The organism is Streptomyces sp. NBC_00341, from assembly GCF_041435055.1.
In the GTDB taxonomy this organism is placed as follows: domain Bacteria; phylum Actinomycetota; class Actinomycetes; order Streptomycetales; family Streptomycetaceae; genus Streptomyces.
Map to the genome: position 1 here is coordinate 1,003,106 of NZ_CP108002.1, position 19,913 is coordinate 1,023,018.

At 67.9% G+C, this 19,913-nt stretch carries 16 protein-coding genes; 8 read left to right on the forward strand and 8 right to left on the reverse strand.

Features of this window, described 5'->3' with window-relative positions; translation table 11 throughout:
• Window positions 1-18: 18 nt before the first annotated feature.
• A complete protein-coding gene (locus OG892_RS04465; protein ID WP_371628506.1) occupies window positions 19-1,620 on the reverse strand; it encodes a serine protease in 1,602 nt (533 codons plus the stop codon).
• 476 nt (window positions 1,621-2,096) lie between these two features.
• Here OG892_RS04465 and OG892_RS04470 point away from each other — a divergent pair, with 476 nt between their 5' ends.
• Both OG892_RS04470 and OG892_RS04475 read left to right on the forward strand, forming a co-directional pair.
• Window positions 2,097-2,663 carry a hypothetical protein gene (locus OG892_RS04470; RefSeq protein WP_073736290.1) on the forward strand — a complete coding sequence of 189 codons (567 nt, stop codon included), beginning with the start codon at window positions 2,097-2,099 and terminating at the stop codon, window positions 2,661-2,663.
• 480 nt (window positions 2,664-3,143) lie between these two features.
• Window positions 3,144-3,952, forward strand: a protein-coding gene (locus OG892_RS04475; protein ID WP_371628507.1) for an IS5 family transposase whose coding sequence is annotated in 2 segments (ribosomal slippage) — window positions 3,144-3,491 and window positions 3,494-3,952 — 807 coding nt in all. Because the reading frame shifts where the segments join, the coding sequence is not laid out codon by codon here.
• Here OG892_RS04475 and OG892_RS04480 read toward each other — a convergent pair.
• Window positions 3,942-4,472, reverse strand: coding sequence for a Uma2 family endonuclease (locus OG892_RS04480; protein ID WP_371628508.1), 531 nt, complete (start codon window positions 4,470-4,472; stop codon window positions 3,942-3,944). The two genes, OG892_RS04475 and OG892_RS04480, sit on opposite strands and share 11 nt — an antisense overlap.
• Before the next feature lie 218 nt (window positions 4,473-4,690).
• On the opposite strand from OG892_RS04480, the gene OG892_RS04485 reads away from it, so the two are divergent.
• Window positions 4,691-5,176 carry a hypothetical protein gene (locus tag OG892_RS04485; RefSeq protein WP_371628509.1) on the forward strand — a complete coding sequence of 162 codons (486 nt, stop codon included), beginning with the start codon at window positions 4,691-4,693 and terminating at the stop codon, window positions 5,174-5,176.
• Between the two features lie 33 nt (window positions 5,177-5,209).
• Here the strand turns inward: OG892_RS04485 and OG892_RS04490 are convergent, their stop codons facing one another.
• Complete coding sequence (locus OG892_RS04490) at window positions 5,210-5,629, reverse strand: VOC family protein (protein WP_371628510.1); 420 nt, start codon at window positions 5,627-5,629, stop codon at window positions 5,210-5,212.
• Window positions 5,630-5,829: 200 nt separating this feature from the next.
• The gene (locus OG892_RS04495) at window positions 5,830-6,147 is read right to left on the reverse strand and encodes a hypothetical protein (RefSeq protein WP_371628511.1); all 318 of its coding nucleotides are present in this window, start codon (window positions 6,145-6,147) and stop codon (window positions 5,830-5,832) included.
• Here OG892_RS04495 and OG892_RS04500 point away from each other — a divergent pair.
• Window positions 6,146-6,637: an FCD domain-containing protein gene (locus tag OG892_RS04500; RefSeq protein ID WP_079193700.1), complete on the forward strand. Its 492-nt coding sequence runs from the start codon at window positions 6,146-6,148 to the stop codon at window positions 6,635-6,637. The genes OG892_RS04495 and OG892_RS04500 overlap by 2 nt on opposite strands.
• A gap of 132 nt (window positions 6,638-6,769) precedes the next feature.
• Here OG892_RS04500 and OG892_RS04505 read toward each other — a convergent pair whose 3' ends face one another.
• The 3 genes from OG892_RS04505 to OG892_RS04515 all read right to left on the reverse strand — a co-directional run bounded on the left by OG892_RS04505 (window position 6,770) and on the right by OG892_RS04515 (window position 12,208).
• Entirely contained in the window at window positions 6,770-7,903 is a 1,134-nt protein-coding gene (locus OG892_RS04505) for a ricin-type beta-trefoil lectin domain protein (protein ID WP_371628512.1), read from the reverse strand.
• 45 nt (window positions 7,904-7,948) lie between these two features.
• Window positions 7,949-9,355 (reverse strand): glycoside hydrolase family 76 protein, encoded by a 1,407-nt coding sequence (locus OG892_RS04510; protein ID WP_371628513.1) that lies wholly within the window; start codon window positions 9,353-9,355, stop codon window positions 7,949-7,951.
• Window positions 9,356-9,595: 240 nt separating this feature from the next.
• Window positions 9,596-12,208, reverse strand: coding sequence for a lectin (locus OG892_RS04515; protein ID WP_371628514.1), 2,613 nt, complete (start codon window positions 12,206-12,208; stop codon window positions 9,596-9,598).
• 584 nt (window positions 12,209-12,792) lie between these two features.
• On the opposite strand from OG892_RS04515, the gene OG892_RS04520 reads away from it, so the two are divergent.
• Together OG892_RS04520 and OG892_RS04525 are read left to right on the forward strand one after the other, a co-directional pair.
• Window positions 12,793-15,111: an RICIN domain-containing protein gene (locus OG892_RS04520; protein ID WP_371628515.1), complete on the forward strand. Its 2,319-nt coding sequence runs from the start codon at window positions 12,793-12,795 to the stop codon at window positions 15,109-15,111.
• 437 nt (window positions 15,112-15,548) lie between these two features.
• A complete protein-coding gene (locus OG892_RS04525; RefSeq protein WP_371628516.1) occupies window positions 15,549-15,764 on the forward strand; it encodes a hypothetical protein in 216 nt (71 codons plus the stop codon).
• Window positions 15,765-15,844: 80 nt separating this feature from the next.
• Here OG892_RS04525 and OG892_RS04530 read toward each other — a convergent pair whose 3' ends face one another.
• Complete coding sequence (locus tag OG892_RS04530; RefSeq protein WP_371628517.1) at window positions 15,845-16,561, reverse strand: TetR/AcrR family transcriptional regulator; 717 nt, start codon at window positions 16,559-16,561, stop codon at window positions 15,845-15,847.
• 171 nt (window positions 16,562-16,732) lie between these two features.
• Here OG892_RS04530 and OG892_RS04535 point away from each other — a divergent pair, with 171 nt between their 5' ends.
• Both OG892_RS04535 and OG892_RS04540 read left to right on the forward strand, forming a co-directional pair.
• The gene (locus OG892_RS04535) at window positions 16,733-18,187 is read left to right on the forward strand and encodes an APC family permease (RefSeq protein ID WP_371628518.1); all 1,455 of its coding nucleotides are present in this window, start codon (window positions 16,733-16,735) and stop codon (window positions 18,185-18,187) included.
• Between the two features lie 84 nt (window positions 18,188-18,271).
• Window positions 18,272-19,906, forward strand: a complete 1,635-nt coding sequence (locus OG892_RS04540; RefSeq protein WP_371628519.1) for an amidohydrolase — start codon at window positions 18,272-18,274, stop codon at window positions 19,904-19,906.
• Window positions 19,907-19,913: the final 7 nt, after the last annotated feature.

Genomic DNA, 19,913 nt, shown 5'->3' on the forward strand with positions numbered 1-19,913 from the left:
TCCGGCCCGCAGAAGGCCCTATACAGGCGGGTACACCAACGTGATCTCGCGGTTCAGGCCGGTCTCGTCCACATCCGGGTACATGGACACCTCACCGTCGGACCACCGCACCAGGAAGTCGTCCGGGTGGCGGTTGTCCGTGTAGTCGCCCGCGCCCAGGACGGTGGCGTGCGTCCAGAGCCGGTTGGGCTTCTTGACCTGGCTCTCGCCGTGGAAACCGTTCTGGTCGACGTCCTTGTAGAGGGTCAGCTCTCCGTCCGTCCAGCGCACGATGAGGTCGTGCTGGTCGTTGCCGGTGAAGTCGCCCGACGTGATCGTCGCGGCGTGCTTCCAGGTGCCGTTGGGCGCGGCGAGTTTCTTCTCGCCGTGGAAGCCGTCGCGGTTGACGTCGGTGTACAGGGTGACTTCACCGTCGCTCCAGCGGACCAGGAGATCGTCGGCCCACTTGTTACTGGTCGTGTAGCGACCACCGGTTATGGAAGTGGCGTGCTTCCACAGATCGTTGGGCTTTTGCAGCTGTACCTCGCCGTGGAGCCCCTTCTCGTCGACATCGGGATACAGCGTCAGTTCGCCATCCGTCCAGCGGACGATGAGGTCGTCGCGGTCGGCCCCGGTGAAGTCGCCCGCGGCCATGGTCTCGGCGTGCTTCCAGGTGCCGTTGGGCGCGATGAGACGAATCTCCCTGTCGAAGTTGTCGCCTTCCTCCCCGGCACCTCGGTACAAGGTCAACTCGCCGTCGGACCAGCGCACGATCAGGTCGGAGTAGTCCCAGGAACCCGGATTACCGTCAGTGAAGTAGCCACCCGCCATGACCTCGGCATGCTGCCAGGTCTCAGCTTTGCCCAAAACACCACGGCCCGCCGGCTGACGGTTGTTGACCGCGTCGTCGTACAGCGACTTGGCGTCACCGTCGAGGTAGGAGCTGTAGGAGATCTCGTCCTTGTCGCCGCCCGTCTTCCAGCCGCCGATCACGCCGATGATGCCCCAGTCGCTGCCTCGCTTGATGAGGAACGGCCCACCGGACGCACCACCCGAGTACTTGTCACAGGCGATGCGCAGGAAGCTGCCCGGGATCTTAGGGTCGGTGCTGTCGTATCGGACGGTCTTGTCCGTGCAGTCCAGCGGGCGCTTCTGGTTGGCCGGGTAACCGATGAGGCGGGTGGGGTTGTGGTTGTACCCGGCATTGATCATCAACTCGGCGCCGCCGACAACGTCCTCGACGTTCTTGCCGCCGCGCGGTTCGAGCAGCAGGAAGTTGAAGTCGAGGTCGGCCGCGGCGTCCGGGCCCTTGGCCAGGTACCGCTTGTCGACGTAGATACGTCCGGGCTTGACAGTGAAGGAGCCGTGCGGCTTCTTCCCGTCGTCGTACTGCGGGACGAACGCGAGGTTTTTGCGCGCGTCCTGGTCGTCGAAGCAGTGGCCGGCGCTCATCACGATGTTCTTGCCGGGGCTCTTGACGACCGTGCCACCGCAGAAGCGGCCGGTCGCGGTGCCGTCGTTCCAGAAGAAGGTGCCGACGATGGGCAGCCCTTCGAACGGCTGACTAGCGGCGCGCCCCGTCCTGGGCGGGGCGGGAAAGTGCTTGGCCTCCTGCTCCTTGACGGGCTTCGCGGCCCGCATGCGCTCTGGGGTCCAGTAGTCGTCGGCGTCAGCCGGCGTGAACCCGCGCGCGTCGTCGTCTCCGCCTGCCGGGACGGGGACCGACGGAGCGGAAGACTGCTCCTTCGGGACAGGGGCAGACGGAACGGAAGGCTCCGTCGGTGGCACGGAGGCCGGCGGAACAGAAGGCTCCGTCGGTGGCACGGAGGGCGGCGGAACAGAAGGCTGCTCCGGGACGGCCGTCGGCGAAGCGGAGGACGGCTGCGCCGGGGTGCTCGGGACGGAGCTCCCCGAGGGAGCCGGATCGCCCTGGTCGGCAATCGCCGGAAAGCCCGGCAGCAGCATGAGTGCTGCGGCGCCCGCCGCAGTACCCAGCGCTCTGCGTATTCTCATGGTTGTTCCCCCACACGAAAAGATGACACAGCCACGCCGTCTGGCGTGGCTGTGTCAAGGTCAGTCAAAATCGTATGACTACTAATGGCACGGGGAAAACGCATATGCTCGACTTCACACGTTCGTCCATCCGCTGCGGACTTGCCGCTACTGCCCTGCCGCTGATGTTGCTCGGGCAGGCCGGAGCGGCCCACGCCGATCAGCTCCCCTTCCCCAAGCAGGGGTACAGCTTCGTCGGTGGCCCCGCGGCGCCTGGCGAGGTAGTGAACCTCACGGTCAAGGAACGCCCCGGCAACCCGCACCCGACGGACGTCGAGGTCTCAAGCCCTGCGCTGACCGACGACACCGTCCTCGGTGACACCAGGAGAGCCTGGGTGGGCGCGGGCCGGATCAAGAAGACGGTGAAGCCCGGAACGTATCCGGTGACATTCACGCTGCGACACAAGAGCGCCGAATGCGTGACGGAAGAGGACCGCGACTACGTGTGCGACTATCCCGCGATCGTCCTGCGCTCGAAGGTGACGGTATCGGGTCAGGACGAGACCGCGGCATCGAGCGAAGGGCCAGGCTTCGGTGGCGGATTGGCCATCGGTATCGCGTCGGGCGCCGTGGCGACACTGGCGGTGGGCGGGGTACTTCTGCGCCTTCGCCGCCGCCAAGTTCCGTCTTGACCCTCGTCGGCACCCCGGGGCCCGGTTCAGCGCGTCGAGCTGCCGGTCGAGCCGTTGTGATCCGGTGCTGACCCGCATACCCAATACGGATGTCGGTCAGTACGCGCGGCCACGCGGAGAGTAGATGTTGTCGGCGGCGTCCAGGGCCTCGGTCAGGGCGTCCCCCGGACAGGATACCCTCAAGTAGCCATCGGTTTCTGAGGATTGGCCGCAGGTCACCGGAACGAGCTCGACTGCCGCGACGAGGGCGAGTGCCCCAGTTGCGGGCACACCACCGGCAAGACCCTGCTCCCGCCGTACGCGGCCGCATCATCGCCGCCCATCCGCTCAGCGCTGACTTCCTGTACCTACTGACACACCTCATGGCAGAGCCACTGACATCCAGTGGCAGACTCCGCTGACGTCCCGATGGCAGTCGACACCTTCGGCTTTCCCTCTTAGACGTCGTTTCCTATGGTGTGGTCGCTCGTTGGTCTGTGCATGACGGATCTGGTTGAGCGGTTGGTGCCGGATGAGTTGTGGGTATTGTTCCGGCGGGTGGTGCCGCCCACGGAGGTGAGGCGTCCGCAGGGCGGGGGCCGTCGTCGGGCCGGTGACCGTGAGGTTCTGGCGGCGGTCGTCTTCGTGGCTACCTCGGGCTGTACGTGGAGGCAGCTTCCGCCGGTGTTCGGCCCGGCCTGGCAGACGGTTTACCGGCGGTTCGCCCAGTGGAGCGCGGATCGGGTCTGGGGCCGTCTCCACCGTGTGGTCCTGGACGAACTCGGGGCGCGGGGTGAGCTGGACTGGTCGCGGTGCGCGATCGACTCCGTCAGCGTCCGGGCGGCAAAAGGGGGCTCCTGACGGGACCGAATCCGACCGACCGAGGCAAGTTGGGATCGAAAATCCATCTGGTCACCGACCGGAACGGACTGCCGCTCTCACTGGGCATCTCCGGCGCCAACACGCACGACAGCCAGGGACTGGAACCGCTCGTCCGTGGAATCCCGCCCATCCGTTCCCGTCGCGGCCCACGCCGCAGGCGGCCGGCGAAGCTGCATGCGGACAAGGGCTACGACTACAACCACCTGCGGCGATGGCTTCGTTCACGCGGCATACGTCACCGCATCGCCCGCAAGGGAGTCGAGTCCTCCACCCGGCTCGGCCGTCACCGCCGGGTGGTCGAACGAACCGTCTCCTGGCCGGCCGGCTGCCGACGCCTCCACCGCCGCTACGAACGCAAACCCGAGCACTTCCTCGCCTTCGTCGGCATAGCAGCAACCCTCATCTGCCACCGACGACTCACCAAATGAGACAACCTCTTAGCGCCGGTTTTCGTTCGGATGTTCCTCGGCCCCCGAGCTGCTGTTCCAGGTGCTGACCGAACGGGTCCGGCAGCCGTAGTACCGCACCGAACGGGTGCGGGCCGTCAACGCGGGTGTAGCCCAGGTGCCCGGGCTCGGAGAACAGTGTGATGCTGCCCTCGATCCGGTCGACGAGGAGGTAGAGCGGGGCCCGGTACTCGGCGTACCGGCGCCGCTTCACGATCCGGTCGGTTTCAGCGTTCGACTCCGACTTCACTTCCACGACGAGGAAAGTCTGATCGGGGAGTAGTGCCCCGCCGCCCTTGGCGAGCTCCTTGGGGACGACAACGACGTCACGCTCGGCATTGTCGATCCGCCACGGATCACGGACGTCCGCGCTCGACTTCCAGCGACAGCCTGTTTGAGCAGCAGTGAGTGTCCAGCGTCGCCACGCTTGTTCACGAGAACTCAGAGTGCCGTAAAGGGACTTCCTCCACAAGCCCCCGCGAAACCAGCCGGTCAAGGCCATGGCCCGGCCGCACGCGTCATCGACACAAAAAGCACATCAGGCGGATATCGCCAACACTCCATGTACGCAAGGTCGCGATTACAGACCCTGACGGGCATCTTTGCGACACTTCGAACGTCTGCGCGCACTACGAAATGTGTAACCGCCTAGCATCGAATTTACCGCAGCCTCGAACGCACGGTTCGAGAACCCATGCGGCATGAATCGGGGTTCAATAAATGCGTTTCCATGCTGCCCTGTCCACAGCAGCAGCCAGTGTTCTGGTTCTCTTCGCAGGAACCGGAACTTCCCATGCCGCATCGGACAGCCGGGAAGCCATACCTTCCATCACCGCTGATGCCACGACCAAGGCATCCGCAGTGGTTGTTGGCTGCCTCTTCGAGTCAATGAAGCCGTTTTACGTCACCGCCGGCGGTCCTTTGTACGCACAAGGGAAGATCAAGAGCTGCACGACTCCGAAACCGGACGCGTGCAAGCTCGACGTCACACTGGAGAAGAAGCTGTCGAACGGCCTGTACGGTGTCGTTGCCAACAAGAACACGGGCTGGAAGACGTGCAAGGCCAAGACCCTCAGCGTGCCGTACAAGTGCCCCCAGCGGATCCAGAAGCACACGCACAAGACCGTGTCCTCCCTGCAAATCGAGTACAAGGGAAAGTACGGCACAAAGGTCGTCGGCAGTTCAACAATAGCTACGAACTGCTGACTTAGCGCGGCTGGCGAGAGGGTGGATCGCACCTCAGGGTGCGGGTCGCCCTTCGTTCTTCGGGCGGGGATTTAGCTCCTCATCGAGCAGTTCCTCCTCACTCAGCTCAACGGCGAATTCGTTACCTTCCGGATCGGCCATCGTCACACAGGACAGGTCAAATGGATCCCGGGATTCCGCAAGGAGTACAGCCCCCAACGCAGTGAGCCTGCGGACTTCCTCTTCCAATGTTCCGCACACGGCCCCAATACCCAGACGCATCGTCGCGCGGGGGCGCTCGCTGTTTGCGGCAGGTTTGAAATACAGGGAATGCGGCTCGTTGCCATCAACCAGTTGCAGATGGAGCCCGTGGCTGCCGTCGATCACTGGCTTGTTAAGGACGGAGCTCCAGAACCGAGCCAACGCCTCCGGATCCGTACACAAGAAGGTCACGCGTCGCAGCTGTGTGGTCATACGCTTCACCGTACTGAACTTCGCTCCGGGCAGGAGGAGCGCGAGGGCGCGGGGCCGGCGGCGGGGGCCGGTGGAGCCGATGACGCGGGCGTCGGTGGTGTCCGCGTGCCGGATCTTCAACCTTAACTGCACCATCCGGAGAACCGTTGGGGTGTGTGCTTCGGTGGATATATGAGCTCGGGAGTGGCTGCCTGACCTGGTCACGGGGTTGCGCGGGCACCGGACCAGGTCAGCCGCTCAGCCAGTCGCCTCGCCTTCGACCGCACGCCCTCCACCTTCGCCGGCGTCGGCTCCAGCCCCAGCACCACCGCGATCTCTTTGGCCTTCACCGACCCTTGGCCCGACCGGTCCGCAACAATGCCCAGGATCCGCTGGTAGTCCGGCGCGAGAACAGACGTCGGCAGACCATCCCGCCAGGACGGCACCGTCGTTCCCGCCAACGGCGCGGGCGCGGACACCGATTCTGTCGCCGTTTCCTTCGCTGCCTCGGTCACGGCGGTGGTCTCGGCAGCGGACATGGCCAGGGCCTCGAGGAGTTCCTCCCGCGCGATCACCCGCCGGTCCAGCTCGATCTCGGACGTCGCCAACGCCGTACGGATCAGGGACGCCCTCGACCCGCTGCTGATCGAGGACGCCCTGTGGCACGCTTCACCCGCCGACATCTCCGGCCTCAAGGAGCACATCACGGCCATGGAGACGGCCGTGGGCACCGCTGACCCGGTGGCGTTCGTGCACGCGAACTGGCGGCTCCACGCAGCTATCGCGGCGATCAGCCCGAACGCCCTGCTCAGCTCCCTGTACTCCAACCTGCTGGACCTCATCGAGGCCCACACGCTGACGGTGCTGCCGGCCAGCGAGGAACCACTGGACCACTACATCGCCCACCGCCACGAGCTCCACCGCGATCTCGTCGATGCCCTCGAACGGCGCGACCGCGAGGCGGCGCTCCAGCTGATCCGTGAGCACAACACCAGTCTCCAGCCCGAGGAGCCCGCCGCAGAGCGCTGACCAGGCAACTTCACCCACCGCCGCACCTTGGGCCCGGTCCTGTCCCAGGACGGGGCCTACCTGTGGGGCCCCTTCAGCACCGGCCCGCACGTCGCACCGCCGCCGGGGACGGTGCGATGTGCCGCATACGGGTCAGACGGTCGTCCATTTCTGGTTGGTGCCACCGTTGCAGTCCCACAGCACCAGCTGGGTGCCGTCGGTGGTGGAGGCTGCGGGGTCATCGAGGCACCGTCCGGATACCGGGTTCTGGTAGCCGCCGTCGTAGGCCTGCCAGACCTGGTTGGTGCCGCCGTTGCAGTCCCAGAGCTCCACCCGGGTGCCGTTGGCGGTGCCGGAGCCCGTGGCGTCCAGGCACTTGCCCAGTGCCCGTAGCGTTCCGTCGGATCCCGCGGTCCACCACTGCGCGTCGGTGTTGTTGCAGGACCACAGCTGGACCGCGGTGCCGTTCGCGGAACCGCCGCCGTTGACGTCCATGCACTTGTCGGCGAGTGCGGATCTCACCTGACCGCCGGTGCGGACGGGTTCGCCGATCCAGCCGGCGGCGTCGGCTGCCTGGATGCCGCTGTTGAAGGCGTCGGCCATCTTGCGGTACCCGACGTCATTGGGGTGCAGCCCGTCGGCCAGGTCACCGGTGGTCAGAGCGCCCATGTCCACGTAGCGGACATGCTGGCCGGCCGCCTGCTTCGCCTGGACCATCCCCGGGATCCGCTGGTTGTACCCACCCCTGTTCGCCTCGATCGTGGGGTTCGTGGAGACGGTCAGGGACGCGACGAGCACGGTCGCGTCCGGGGCATCGGCCACCACCTGGTCGATCAGGGAATTCAGCCGGTCCGGCGCGGTGGGCACCTGGTAGTTCTGCCCCAGGTCGTTGGTGCCGATCATCAGGGTCACGACGTTGGGCCGGTAGCGGGACAGCGAGGCGTCCGCGATGGAGGCGATCTGGTCGATGCGCCAGCCGGAGTGGCCTTCGTTGTCGGGGTCCGTCATGGAGCCTGCCCGGGACGTGCCGACGAAGTCCAACGAGTAGCCCTTGGCACTCAACTCGTCCCAGAGCGGGCCTCGATAGCCGTTTCCGGTGCTGCTCCCGAGGCCATCGGTGATCGAGTCACCCAGGGGCATGACACGTAAGGCGGAGGCCGCCGCGACGGACCGCTCGCCCGGTGCCGCGGCCCGATCGGCCGCCGTAGCGGGCAGCGTGCCGCCCCAGAGCAGCCCGGTGGCGGTAGCCAGCATCAGGCCGAGAGTTGCGATGGATCTCTTCTTCATCACCAGTCCTCATCAGATGGAGTGTGAATTTCTCGGGTGGTTGCCTCAGCCGGTGGCGGCGTTGAGGAGGTCGAGAGCGCTCTGCTGGCAGCCGTAGTCGGTGGCGCCGTTGCCGCCGCTCCAGTGCGGGCCGTACTGGTCGAGCGCGTTGCGGTCGTGGTCGTGGGCGCTGTCCGCCCAGCGCGTGAGCGTCGCGGCGTAGGGGTGGTCGGACAGTTGGCGGTTGAGTGCGCCGAGGCCGCGTACGTAGGCGCCCTTGAAGCTCGGGCCGTCCCCCGTGCAGCTGTCGCCCTCGCCCGGTTCGCGCAGGACGCCGTCCGTCTCCAGCCGGGTGGTGGAGGAGTCGGCCAGGTCGCGGGCCGTCGTCAGGAGTCCGTCGTCGCCGGTGGCTTTATGGAACTCGGTCAACGCGCCCAGGACGACGCCCTGGTTGTAGGTCCAGGTGGGCTGGCCGTTGTTGGCGCAGGCGTCGGTGAGGCCGTCGTTGATCATGCGGTCGCCGTTGATCATGCCGCTGTCCCGGAACCAGTTCCATTCACTCTTCGCCCGGTCCAGGTACGCGGTGTCGCCCGGGATGCGGTTGTGCAGGGCCGAGTTGAGCTGGAGGTACAGCTCGTTGGTGATGGCGTTCTTGTAGTTGCCGTTCGTGCTCCAGCGGACCCCGCCCCCACACGTGTCGTTCCAGTTCGCGTTCATGTGGTCCGCGTCGGCCCGCGCGGTCTCCAGGTAGCGGCTGTCGCCGGTCACGTCGTACGCGTCGATCCAGGCCAGCCCCCACCACCCGGTGTCGTCGAGGTACTCGTTGCGGAACTGCCCTCCCTGCGCGTTGATGTTCTTGTCGTACGTCTCGGCGATGGCGTAGGTGTAACTGCCCATGCCAGTGATCCGGCTGTTGTCGATCACCGCCGTCAGCGCGTTGGCCGCCGTCCACCAGCCGTTGCCGCCGAACAGCTTGCTGCTCCGGTCGAACGACATCATCAGCGCGGTGGCCGCCGCGGTACTGCGGCTGCCCGCGTTCCAGGTCGTCCGCGCCCAGGCCGTACACGCGATGCCTCCCCCGGCCGGCTGCCCGCAGGCCCGAAGAGCCCCCACACCCTCGGTGTTCCAGTCATCCACGTTGTACATCTGGGTACGCCAGCCCTGCCCGCCATCAGGGACGGCGGTATCGCCGAGACGGCTGCCAGAGCCCCACGTCCGGCCGCCGTCCATGGAACGGTCCAGCCACACACGGTCCCCTGACCCGCCGTGGTCGATGGACGCCCAGCCCATCGCGGCGGCGTCGTCGAAGTGCAGCGCGATCGACCGTCCGGCCGCCTCGGCGGTGACGGAGCCGCGGTCCTGGGTGCTCTGCGCGGGATCCCGCGCGTCGCAGTACGTGTTGCACACGGCCGCCGAGGCCGACGCCGCGGAAGCGGTCGACACACCGGCGGAAAAGGATGACAGCGTTGCCATAAGCACGAACAGGGCTAACGAGGTGGACCTCTGTGACTTCATGAAACGGACTCCCCTACTTCTCGGTCACGGCCGAAGACGCTCCACCGATGGAGGGGAGCGCTCTCTGGTGTGTACGTCGGATGGCCCGCGCCAACGTGCGGCACACGCGCGACATACGTGGTCATGTCGTCGGCGCCCCGGATGGCGTACCCGTCTGCACAGGCGTGCCATCGCGCGGGGCGCAGGAGCGCCCCGGATTCAGGAGGGCAGGCTCCATTTCTGGTTGTTCCCGCCGTGACAGTCCCAGATCTCCAGTTGGGTGCCGTCGGCGGTGCTGGCGTCGGGTACGTCGAGACAGCGGCCGGACTGGGGGTTGACCAGTGCGCCGGTCGAGGCCGTGTAACTCCATTTCTGGTTGTTGCCGCCGTTGCAGTCCCACAGCTCGACCAGCGTGCCGTTGGCAGCTCCGCCGTTACCCGTGATCTCCACACACTTGCCCAGCACCTGGAGGGATCCGTCCACGGCCACCGTGACGCGCTGAGCGGTGGAGTCGTTGCAGGTCCAGAGCTGGATCTTGTTGCCGTTCGCCGCCGAGCCCGAGTCGTCGTCCAGGCACTTGTCACCGACCGCCGACTTCACCGCACCGGAAGGCGCTACGGGCGGCCCCGGGGGCTTGGCGCCGCCATCACCTTCGTACGACGGCGGCGCGGAGGACGCGGAGGTGGCCCAGTCAGTGTTGGCGCTCGTCCCCAGGTCGAGGTCGAGCGTCCCGCCGCCGGTCGCGAAGTCGGCCGGCAGGTAGGCGTTGTTCCAGTCGGCGCCGTTGAGGGTGGCGCTCTGCACGTAAGGGGCGTTGCCTGCGGCCTGTGGAGCGTCGACGACCATGTGCCGGCCGTTGCCCAGCGTCACGTCCACATGGGTGAACAGCGGGCTGCCCAGGGCGAGATCGGAAGTGCCGGGGGTCTCGGGGTAGAAGCCCATCGCGGACCAGACGTACCAGGCGCTCATCGTGCCCAGGTCGTCGTTTCCGACGCCCCACTTCGCCGGGTCGTTCGGCCACAGCCGGTCCTGGACCTTGCGGACGATCTCCTGGGTCTTCCAGGGCTGCCCCACGTAGTCGTACTCCCACGGCAGCTCGATGGACGGTTCGTTGCCCAGGTCCGCGTGCGTTCCGCCGGATCCGTCGAACTCGGACAGCACACTGTCCAGGTAGTTCACGTACTCGCTGTTGCCGCCCATGGCATCGGCCAGTCCGCGGGTGTTGTGCGGCACCGCCCCGGTGTACTGCCAGGACGTCCCCTCGACGAACTGGTCACTGCCGGCCGGGTCGAACTCCGGCTTCCAGGAGCCGTCCAGTTGCTTGGGCCGCATGAAGCCGCTGGAGGCGTCGAAGGTGTTCTTCCAGTCCTGCGCACGGTTGGCGAACTGCGACTGAGTGGTGGTGTCCCCCAGCGCGCCCGCGAAGGCTGAGGTGGCGAAGTCCTGTGCGCTGTACTCCAGGAGCGTGGCGACGGAACCGTAGAAGTCCCGTGGGTAGGAGCCGTCGGACGGCAGATAGCCGTACTTGGTCTGCAGGTCCAGGCCCATCCGGATCGGGTTGCTGGTGGTGCCCTCCTTGATCATGTCCGCCTTGGCCGCCGCGGTGTCGAAGTCGCGCGCGCCGAAGGCGTAGTAGTCGGCGATGATCGCCGGGCCGGGGTCGCCGTTCATCACCTGGGTCTCGGCCGAGTTGAGCGACCACTTCGGGAAGAATCCGGCCTGTTCGTAGTCGTTCACCAGGGACTGGGCGCTGTCGCCGGCCTGCTCCGGTGCGACCAGCGCTTCCAACTGTGCCTGCGTGCGGTAGATGTCCCACCCGGAGTAGGTGCCGTACTGCGCCTTCTGGCCCCCGGACACCGTATGGACCTTCTTGTCGAAGCCCCAGTACTTCCCGTCGCTGTCGCTGAGCAGGTTCGGGTGCAGCAGTGAGTGGTAGAGCGAGGTGTAGAAGACTTGCCGCTGGTCGGACGAACCACCGGTGACAGCGATCTTGCCGAGCACGTCGTTCCATGCGTCGTGTGCGGCGGTCCGGGTTCCGGTGAAGTCCCAGTCCGGGTTCTCCGACTCGCGGTTGGCCTTGGCTCCCGCGATCGAGACATACGACAGGCCGACCTTGGCCTGCACCGTGCGGTTGCCGGTCGTGTCGAAGGTCAGCGAATCGCCCCCGTCGAAGGTGCCGCTGCCGGTGATCGGCCGGTCGAAGACCATGTCGAAGTACGCGGTGTACGACGGGGCCGAGGCGCAGAAGAGACCGGCGTCCACGGAGCCGCTGACCTCGGTGCTGCTCACCTTGTCGAAGTGCAGATTGGTGGCCTTGTCGGCGTTCAGCTTGAACAGGAGATTGGCCTGTGTGGTCGCCGGGAACGTGAAGCGCGCCATGCCGGAGCGCGCGGTCGTCGTCAGCTCGGTGTTGACCCCGTTGTCGAGGTTGACCGAGTACGCGCCGGCGCTCGCCGTCTCGTTGCTGTGCGAGAAGCCGACCGTCGCGTTTCCGTCGATGCCGCCGGTGGTGGGCAGGACCGGGATGTCGCCCATCGCACCGCAGCCGGGACCGGAGATGTGGTTGAGACCGAACCCGGTGACAACGTTGTCAGAATATGCGTAGTTACCGCCGGGCGGGCGGGAGTCCGTGTCGGGACTCCACGAGACCATGCCGAACGGCGTGTCGGCTCCGGGGAAGGTATTGCCCCCGTTGGAGGTACCCAGCAGCGGATTGACCAGGGAGGCGGGATCGGTCACGGCGGCCGGCGTGGCGGCGTGCGCGACGGTGGTCGGCGCGGCGAGTCCGAAGAAGAGCAGACAGGTCGCGAGAAAGGTGCGCCATCTTTTCATCGTTGCGGCTCCAGGTACGGACAGCACGGCTGTCACCGGACCGGTGGGGGTGAGACCCCGAAAGCAAAGGGCAGGGTCGCAACACTTGTCAACGCAATCGACCGAAATTGCGAACAGAGACCAACAGACGTCGGAGCAAAGGCAGTTGAGCCTCCGGCACGGAGAGCCTTAGGTCGCGGACGCCCTCCGATTGACCCGACCACACGCTCAGACCGTTGACGCGGTCATGCTGACTGGCTAGCTTCAGAGAGCGCTCTCCCCTGTCGCCCATGCATACCCTCGCATCCCGGCCAGAGCTCTCGGGAGCGCCTCGGGAGTCCCATGAAGCCTGAACCGAGACGGATCGGCCGCAAGAAGACAACGTTGTCAGTCACCATGTGCAGCACAGCTCCGGACCGCCCGCCCCGGCAGACGCCTTGGCCGCCGCCCTGTTCACGTCCGCCTGCCGGTCGGGGACGCGGGCCCGGAGACGAACACCGCACCGCGTTGGCCGAAGTTCTCCCAGAAGAAGGATGTCGATGATGAAACGGCTACGGAGACTTGCCCCCTTATGGGTACTGACCCTTCTCGCTGCCGTGCTGGCGGTGAGTGCCGCCCCCGCACAGGCCGCGACCACGTCCATCACTGTGGACGGAGCCCGGAGCGGCCGGACCTTCGACGGCATCGGCGCGATCAGCGGCGGTGGTGGCAACTCCCGTCTGCTGACGGACTATCCGGCCGCCCAGCGGTCCCAGATCCTGGACTACATGTTCAAGCCGGGTTACGGCGCCAACCTCCAGCTGCTCAAACTGGAGATCGGCGGCGACGCGAACTCCACCGACGGCTCCGAGCCGTCGATCGAACACGCCCGCTCCACCATCAACTGCGATGCCGGCTACGAGTTCTGGCTGGCCGAGCAGGCCAAGGCCCGTAACCCCGGCATCGGCCTGTACGGACTGGCCTGGGCCGCACCCGGCTGGATCGACGGCGGGTTCTGGTCCACCGACACCATCAACTACCTGATCTCCTGGCTGGACTGCGCCAAGCAGCACGACCTGGACATCAAGTACCTGGGCGGCTGGAACGAGCGCGGCCATGACGTCAACTGGTTCATCCAGCTGCGCTCGGCGCTGGACAACGCCGGCTATGCCGGCGTCCAGCTCGTCGCGGACGACAGTGGCTGGGGCGTCGCCGACGACATGGCCGACAACCAGGCGTTCAACGACGCCGTCTCGATCATCGGCGCGCACTACTCCTGCAACGGAGGCGACGGGGGCGACGCCAGGACCTGTTCCAGCAGCACGGCGGCGAAGGACAACGGGAAGCCGTTGTGGGACAGCGAGAACGGCTCCCAGGACATGAACACGGGCGCCCCCGCACTGATCAGAGCGATCACCCGTGGCTACACCGACGCGAGGATGACCAGCTACTTCAACTGGCCGCTGATGGCCGCGATCTACCCGAACCTGCCCTACAACACGGTCGGCCTCGCCACCGCGGACTCACCCTGGTCGGGCAACTACCGGATCGGCGCGAGCACCTGGGCCACCGCCCAGGTCACCCAGTTCACCGAGCCCGGATGGAAGTTCATCGACTCGGCCTCCGGCTACCTGGGCGGCGACGAGAACAACGGCACGTACGTCACCGTCAAGTCGGACACCGGTTCCGACTACTCCACGATCCTGGAGACGACGACGTCCACCGGGTCCCAGACAGCGAACCTCACCGTGCGGGGCGGCCTGTCGACCGGCACCGTGCACGTGTGGGCGACCGACGTCAACAGCCCCAGCGACGCGACGTCCTTCATCCACACCCAGGACATCACTCCGGTCAACGGCTCCTACTCGCTGACGATGCAGCCGGGCTACGTCTACACGGTCAGCACCCTCGGCGGCCAGGGCAAGGGCACCGCGACCGCCCCGGCGGCGCACCCGCTCGCGCTGCCGTACAGCGACGACTTCGACGGCTACGAAGACAACACCCAGGCCAGGTACATGTCCGACATGCAGGGCTCGTTCGAGGTCCAGCCCTGTGCGGCCGGCCGTGCGGGCAAGTGCGTGCAGCAGATGGCTCCGGTCAAACCGATCGAGTGGCAGGACGACTCCGACTCGTACACCTTGACCGGAGATCCGAGCTGGTCCAACTACACCGTCAGCTCCGATGTCTTCCTTCGCGGTGCCGGCACGACCGAGCTCCTGGGCCGCGCCAACACCCAGCTGCGTCCGCAGTCGCACATGAACGCGTACTACCTCCGCGTCCGTGACACCGGCCAGTGGTGGATCGAGAAGATGCAGACGGACGGCTCGAACCGCACCCTGGCCACCGGCACCACCACCGCCCTGGGAACGGGCAAGTGGCACAACCTGTCGCTCACCTTCCAGGGCTCGCAGATCACCGCGAAGCTCGACGGCAACCAGTTCGGTTCGGTCAGCGACGGCTCCTTCCAGACCGGCCAGGCGGGCCTGGGCATCCAGGGCTACCGCACCGACCAGTTCGACAACCTGTCCATCACCCCCGGCACCGGCAATCCCCCCACGGGCGGCACGGGACGGATCAGCTCGGTCCTCAACGGCGACAAGTGCCTGGACGACTTCACCGGGTCGACCACCGCGGGCGCCGTCGTGGACATCTGGGACTGCAACGGCTCCCCCGCACAGCAGTGGACCGTGGGCAACGGCTCCGTCAAGGCCGGCGGGCTCTGCCTCGACGTGGTCGCCAACGGCACCGCCAACGGCTCCCTGGTGAACCTGTGGACGTGCAACGGCGCCGCGAACCAGCAGTGGAACGTGAGCAACGGGACCCTCGTCAACCCCCAGTCGGGCCGCTGCCTCGACATCCCCGCGCTCAACACGGCCAACGGCACCCAGCTCGACATCTGGGACTGCGACAACGGATCGAACCAGAAGTGGAATCTCCCTTCCTGATGTGCTGATCCAGCGGTGAGCCGGGTCGGGCGGGTGCGGGACACCGCACCCGCCCGACCCGCGTGCCGAGCCGACTGCCCGCCGTGCCCCTCGAACACCTCCGGCTCCCGGCGCCGGGCGCCACGGTGAGCCCTGCCGGCGAGGAGCGTCCGGGCCGCGGTCACGGAGTGGTCCGCCGGGGCGGATAGCATGTCCGCATCTCGTCTCATTCTCATTGCTGAGGAGCGGGTGGTGTGCCGGGAAGCCTGGTCGGCGACGTAACAGTCGTGCGCCCGGAAAGGCCTGCCGTGCCCATCGCTTCCCGTGTCCGCCGGTCCGGCGTGCGACTCGTCGTCGACAGAGCCACACCCCGTGTGCCGTGCGAGCCGATCCCTCGGTGCCCTGTGGGCGCCCCGCTCCGGCCTGCCCGGCAGCTTCGACTGGATGAGAGTTCAGAGATGTCCCCGCAGCGCCCCTCGTCGCAGCCTCCCGCCATACCCCAGGAGTCGGCGATCCAGCAGGTGCTCGCCTGCTTCGACGCCTACGCCCGTGTCCACGGGACGCGCGACAGCATCCTGCCGGCCTCCCGGGTCACGCCCAGGGAGGAGCAGCGCGCCTTCGACGAACTCCGGCACGCCGTCGAGCGGCTCCGCGACACCACAGAAGAGGACTGATCCTCCGGGGCCGGGGACGGGGGCGGGGACGGTGACGGGAGCCGGGGCCGTGACGGGGGCCCGGAGCGCCCGCCCCGGGCTCAGCCGGTCTCCCCGTCCGCCGACGGCAGCCTGGCCTCGACCGCGTCGAGCAGCAGTTCGAGCGCGAACGGATAGCCGCTGAACCTCATCTCGTGGGCCAGCAGGCGCACGGTGGCGACGATGTGCGGGTAGGCGTCCGCGTCCAGCCGGCCGTAGCGGTCCTGCCACACCTGGAGATCGGCCTTCTGCGCGGCGGCCGGCAGCGCGAGGGCGGCCGCGTCCAGGGCCGCGAAGGCGAGCGCCTGGTCCACGAAGGCGTGGTAGACGCGGACCGCCTCCCGGTCCCCGAAGCCCGCAGAGCGCAGCACGCCGAGGATCATCTCCACGGCCCGCCGCTCGTTGTCCCGCCCGGTCGTCCGGTGTGCGGCCAGCAGGGCTGCCTGCGGATGCGCCCGGTAGGAGGCCTGGATGCGCAGACCCAGCTCGCACAGGTCGAAGCGCCACCGGCCGGTGGGCTGCCAGCCGCGCTGCGAACGGCCGATGAGCTCGTCGGCGACCGCCAGCAGCAGGTCGTCGGTGTTGCGGAAGTACCGGTACAGCGCGCTGGGGTCGGCGCCCAGCGCGCCGCCGAGGCGGCGGACCGTCAACGCGTCCGCCCCGTGCTGCCCGACCAGGCGCAGCGCCGTCTCCACGATGACCTGTTCGGACAGCACGGTGCCCTGTTTCGTCGGCCGCCTGCGCCGTCGCTGCGGCTCCGGAACCACCCGCTCAACCATGGCCGGAGCTTACGACAACACCATTGACCTGTGAAGGAGACGGCGGGTTTCATGACCAGCCATCCAGGCTCTCCAGCCCCCTTCCCCAGGCAAGGCGACGATCCGTTGGCAGCAGCAGTGAAGAATGCGAATCCCGGGCCGAGAAGTGGCGCCGAGGCGCCCCGGGCCGCGATGCGAAAGTCCATAGGCGTCGTCGACGGCGTCGTTCTCGCCGCTTCCAGCACGGCGGCCACCAGCAGTATCGGCATCGGACTCGGCCTGATGGCGGGCATCGTCGGCCTGCACCTGCCGGCGATCATGCTGCTGGCCTTCCTGCCCGTGCTCGGCATAGCCGGCGGATACGGGCGGCTCAACCGCGTCGACCCCGACGCCGGCAGCAGCTACAAGTGGGTCGGCGGGATCTTCAGCCCCTGGCTGGGCTTCCTGACCGGCTGGGTCAACGTCGTCGGCACGGTCGTGTTCATGGCCTACACCACCACGGTGACCGGCTCGGCGATCATCCAGCTCCTGCGCCAGGCCACCGTCCACAGCGTCGCCGGGCTCTCCCTCGATCCGGACTCGACCCTGCAGTCCACGCTCCTCGGCATGATCGTGCTGCTCGCCGCCTCGCTGGTCGCCGTGCGCGGGCTGGACCTCGCCGCGCGTCTCCAGAAGTACCTGCTGATCTTCGAGTACGGCGTGCTGATCGCGTTCTGCGTCTACGGCCTGTTCGCCGGGGACCAGCCCTTCTCGCTCTCCTGGTACAACCCCTTCGACCTCCCCTCGGCCGAGGCGCTCGCCCAGGGCATGATGCTCGCGGTCTTCTGCTACTGGGGCTTCGAATCGGTCTTCAGCGTCGGTGAGGAGGTCGGTGACCCGCGCGACGCCTCCCGCGGCGGGTTCATCGCCCTGGTCGTCATGCTGCTGCTCTTCCTGCTGGCCGGCACCGCCTTCCAGCGGGTCCTGCCGCTGGACGAACTGGCCGGCAACGGCGCGCAGGGGCTCGCCTACTTCGGTACGAAACTCGCGGAGCAGCCACTGGCCGCGCTGCCGCTCGTCGCTCTCATGTTCTCCGCGGTGGCCTCGCTCCAGGCCTCGGTCATCCCCACCGCCCGGGGGATGTACGCGATGGGCCGCGACGGTGTCCTCGGCCCCGTCTGGACGCGGCTGCACCCCAAGCACGGGACCCCGGCCGCCGGAACCCTGCTGATCACCGCGATCGCACTGGTTCTCGCCGCGCTGTCGCTCGTCATCCCCACCGTCAACGACCTGATCTTCGCCGCCGTCAACGCGATCGGCATCGTGGTCGCCCTCTACTACGCCCTCACCGCCACGGCCGCCGCGGTGCGCTTCCGGCATCTGCTGCGCACTTCGCCCCTGGAGGCGCTGCGCGCGGTCGTCGCGCCGCTGCTCGGCGCGCTCGTGCTGCTCGCCACCGGCGGCTACCTCACCTGGACCTTCTACACGTCCACCGACCACTTCGAGGTCTCCGCGGACAACGGCTGGTTCGCCCTGCTCGTCCCGGTGCTGATGATCGGCTCCGGACTGCTGGCCGCCGCGTGGGCCCGCTGGTACCGCCGGTCGCCCTATTTCACCCGTTCCCGTACTCCGGGCGCCCCCGACACGTCGCGGGAGACCAGCACATGACCTGATGACAACGCCATGGCGCAGGGCCGCCCGAGCCCACCGCATGACACCCCGCCCCCACCTCCCTCACGTCTGGAGCACCGTATGACCACGGCCGATCTGGTCTTCACCCGCGGCCCCGTCTTCACCGCCGATCCGGCCCGCACCCGGGCCTCCTCACTCGCCGTCACCGGTGACCGCATCACGGCGGTCGGGCACGACGAGGTCCGCGAACTCATCGGTCCCAACACCGAAGTCGTCGATCTCGCGGGGAAGCTGCTGCTCCCCGGCTTCCAGGACGCCCACATCCACCCGGTGTTCGCCGGGGTGGAGCTGGCCCAGTGCGATCTGACCGGCACCGTCGGCGCCGCGGAGTACCTGGCCCGGATCCGGGCCTATGCCGACGCCCATCCGGAGCGGGCCTGGATCACCGGTGGCGGCTGGTCGCTGGAGAGCTTCGACGCAGGACTGCCCACCCGGCAGCTGCTCGACTCCGTGGTCCCCGACCGCCCGGTCCTGCTGGCGAACCGCGACCACCACGGCGCCTGGGCCAACACCCGGGCCCTCGAACTGGCGGGCATCACCGCCGCCACCCCCGATCCCCCGGACGGCCGTATCGAGCGCGAGCCGGACGGCTCGCCCGGCGGAGTGCTCCAGGAAGGCGCCCAGGCGCTGGTCGCCCGGCTGGTGCCGCCGACCACCCCGGCGGACCGGCTGGCGGGGCTGCTGCGTTCGCAGCGACTGCTGCACTCCCTCGGTGTCACCGGCTGGCAGGACGCCCTGCTCGGCGTGTTCAACGGCAACACCGATCCGTCGGACGCCTATCTGACCGCCGCCCGCGACGGCTCGCTCACCGCCCGGGTCACCGGCGCGATGTGGTGGGACCGCGAGCGCGGGGCCGAGCAGATCGACGAACTGGTCGCCAGGCGTGCGCAGTTGAGCCACGGGCGGTTCCGGGCCGGCTCGGTGAAGATCATGCAGGACGGCATCGCGGAGAACTTCACCGCGGCGATGACCTCCCCGTACCTGGACGGCTGCGGCTGTGCCACCGCCAACAGCGGACTGAGCTTCGTCGACCCGGACGCCCTGCGCGGCCATGTCACCCGGCTCGACGCCCTCGGCTTCCAGGTCCACTTCCACGCGCTCGGTGACCGGGCCGTCCGCGAGGCGCTCGACGCGGTGGAGGCCGCCGTCGAGGCCAACGGCCGTCGCGGGAACCGTCACCACCTGGCCCATCTCCAGGTCGTCCACCCCGACGACATCGGGCGCTTCGCCCGGCTCGGCGCCATCGCCAACATCCAGCCGCTGTGGGCCGCCCACGAGCCCCAGATGGACGAGCTGACCATCCCGTTCCTCGGTCCCGAACGCGCCGCCTGGCAGTACCCGTTCGGGGACCTGCTGCGCGCGGGCGCCACCCTCGCCGCGGGCAGCGACTGGCCGGTCAGCAGCGCGGACCCGGTCCAGGGCATCCATGTCGCGGTCAACCGGCGGGAGCCCGGGAGCACCGACAGCCGGGTCTTCCTGCCCGAACAGCGTCTGGACCCGGCCTCGGCCGTCGCCGCGTACACCGCAGGCAGCGCGCATGTGAACGGCGTGGACGACGCGGGCAGTCTGCTCCCCGGCAACCTGGCCGACCTGGTGGTCCTGGACCGTGACATCCTCACCGCGCCGCCGGAGGAGATCGGCGGGGCACGGGTCCTGCGGACGTATGTCGGGGGCGCGCTCGTCCACTCCGGCTGACCGGGGT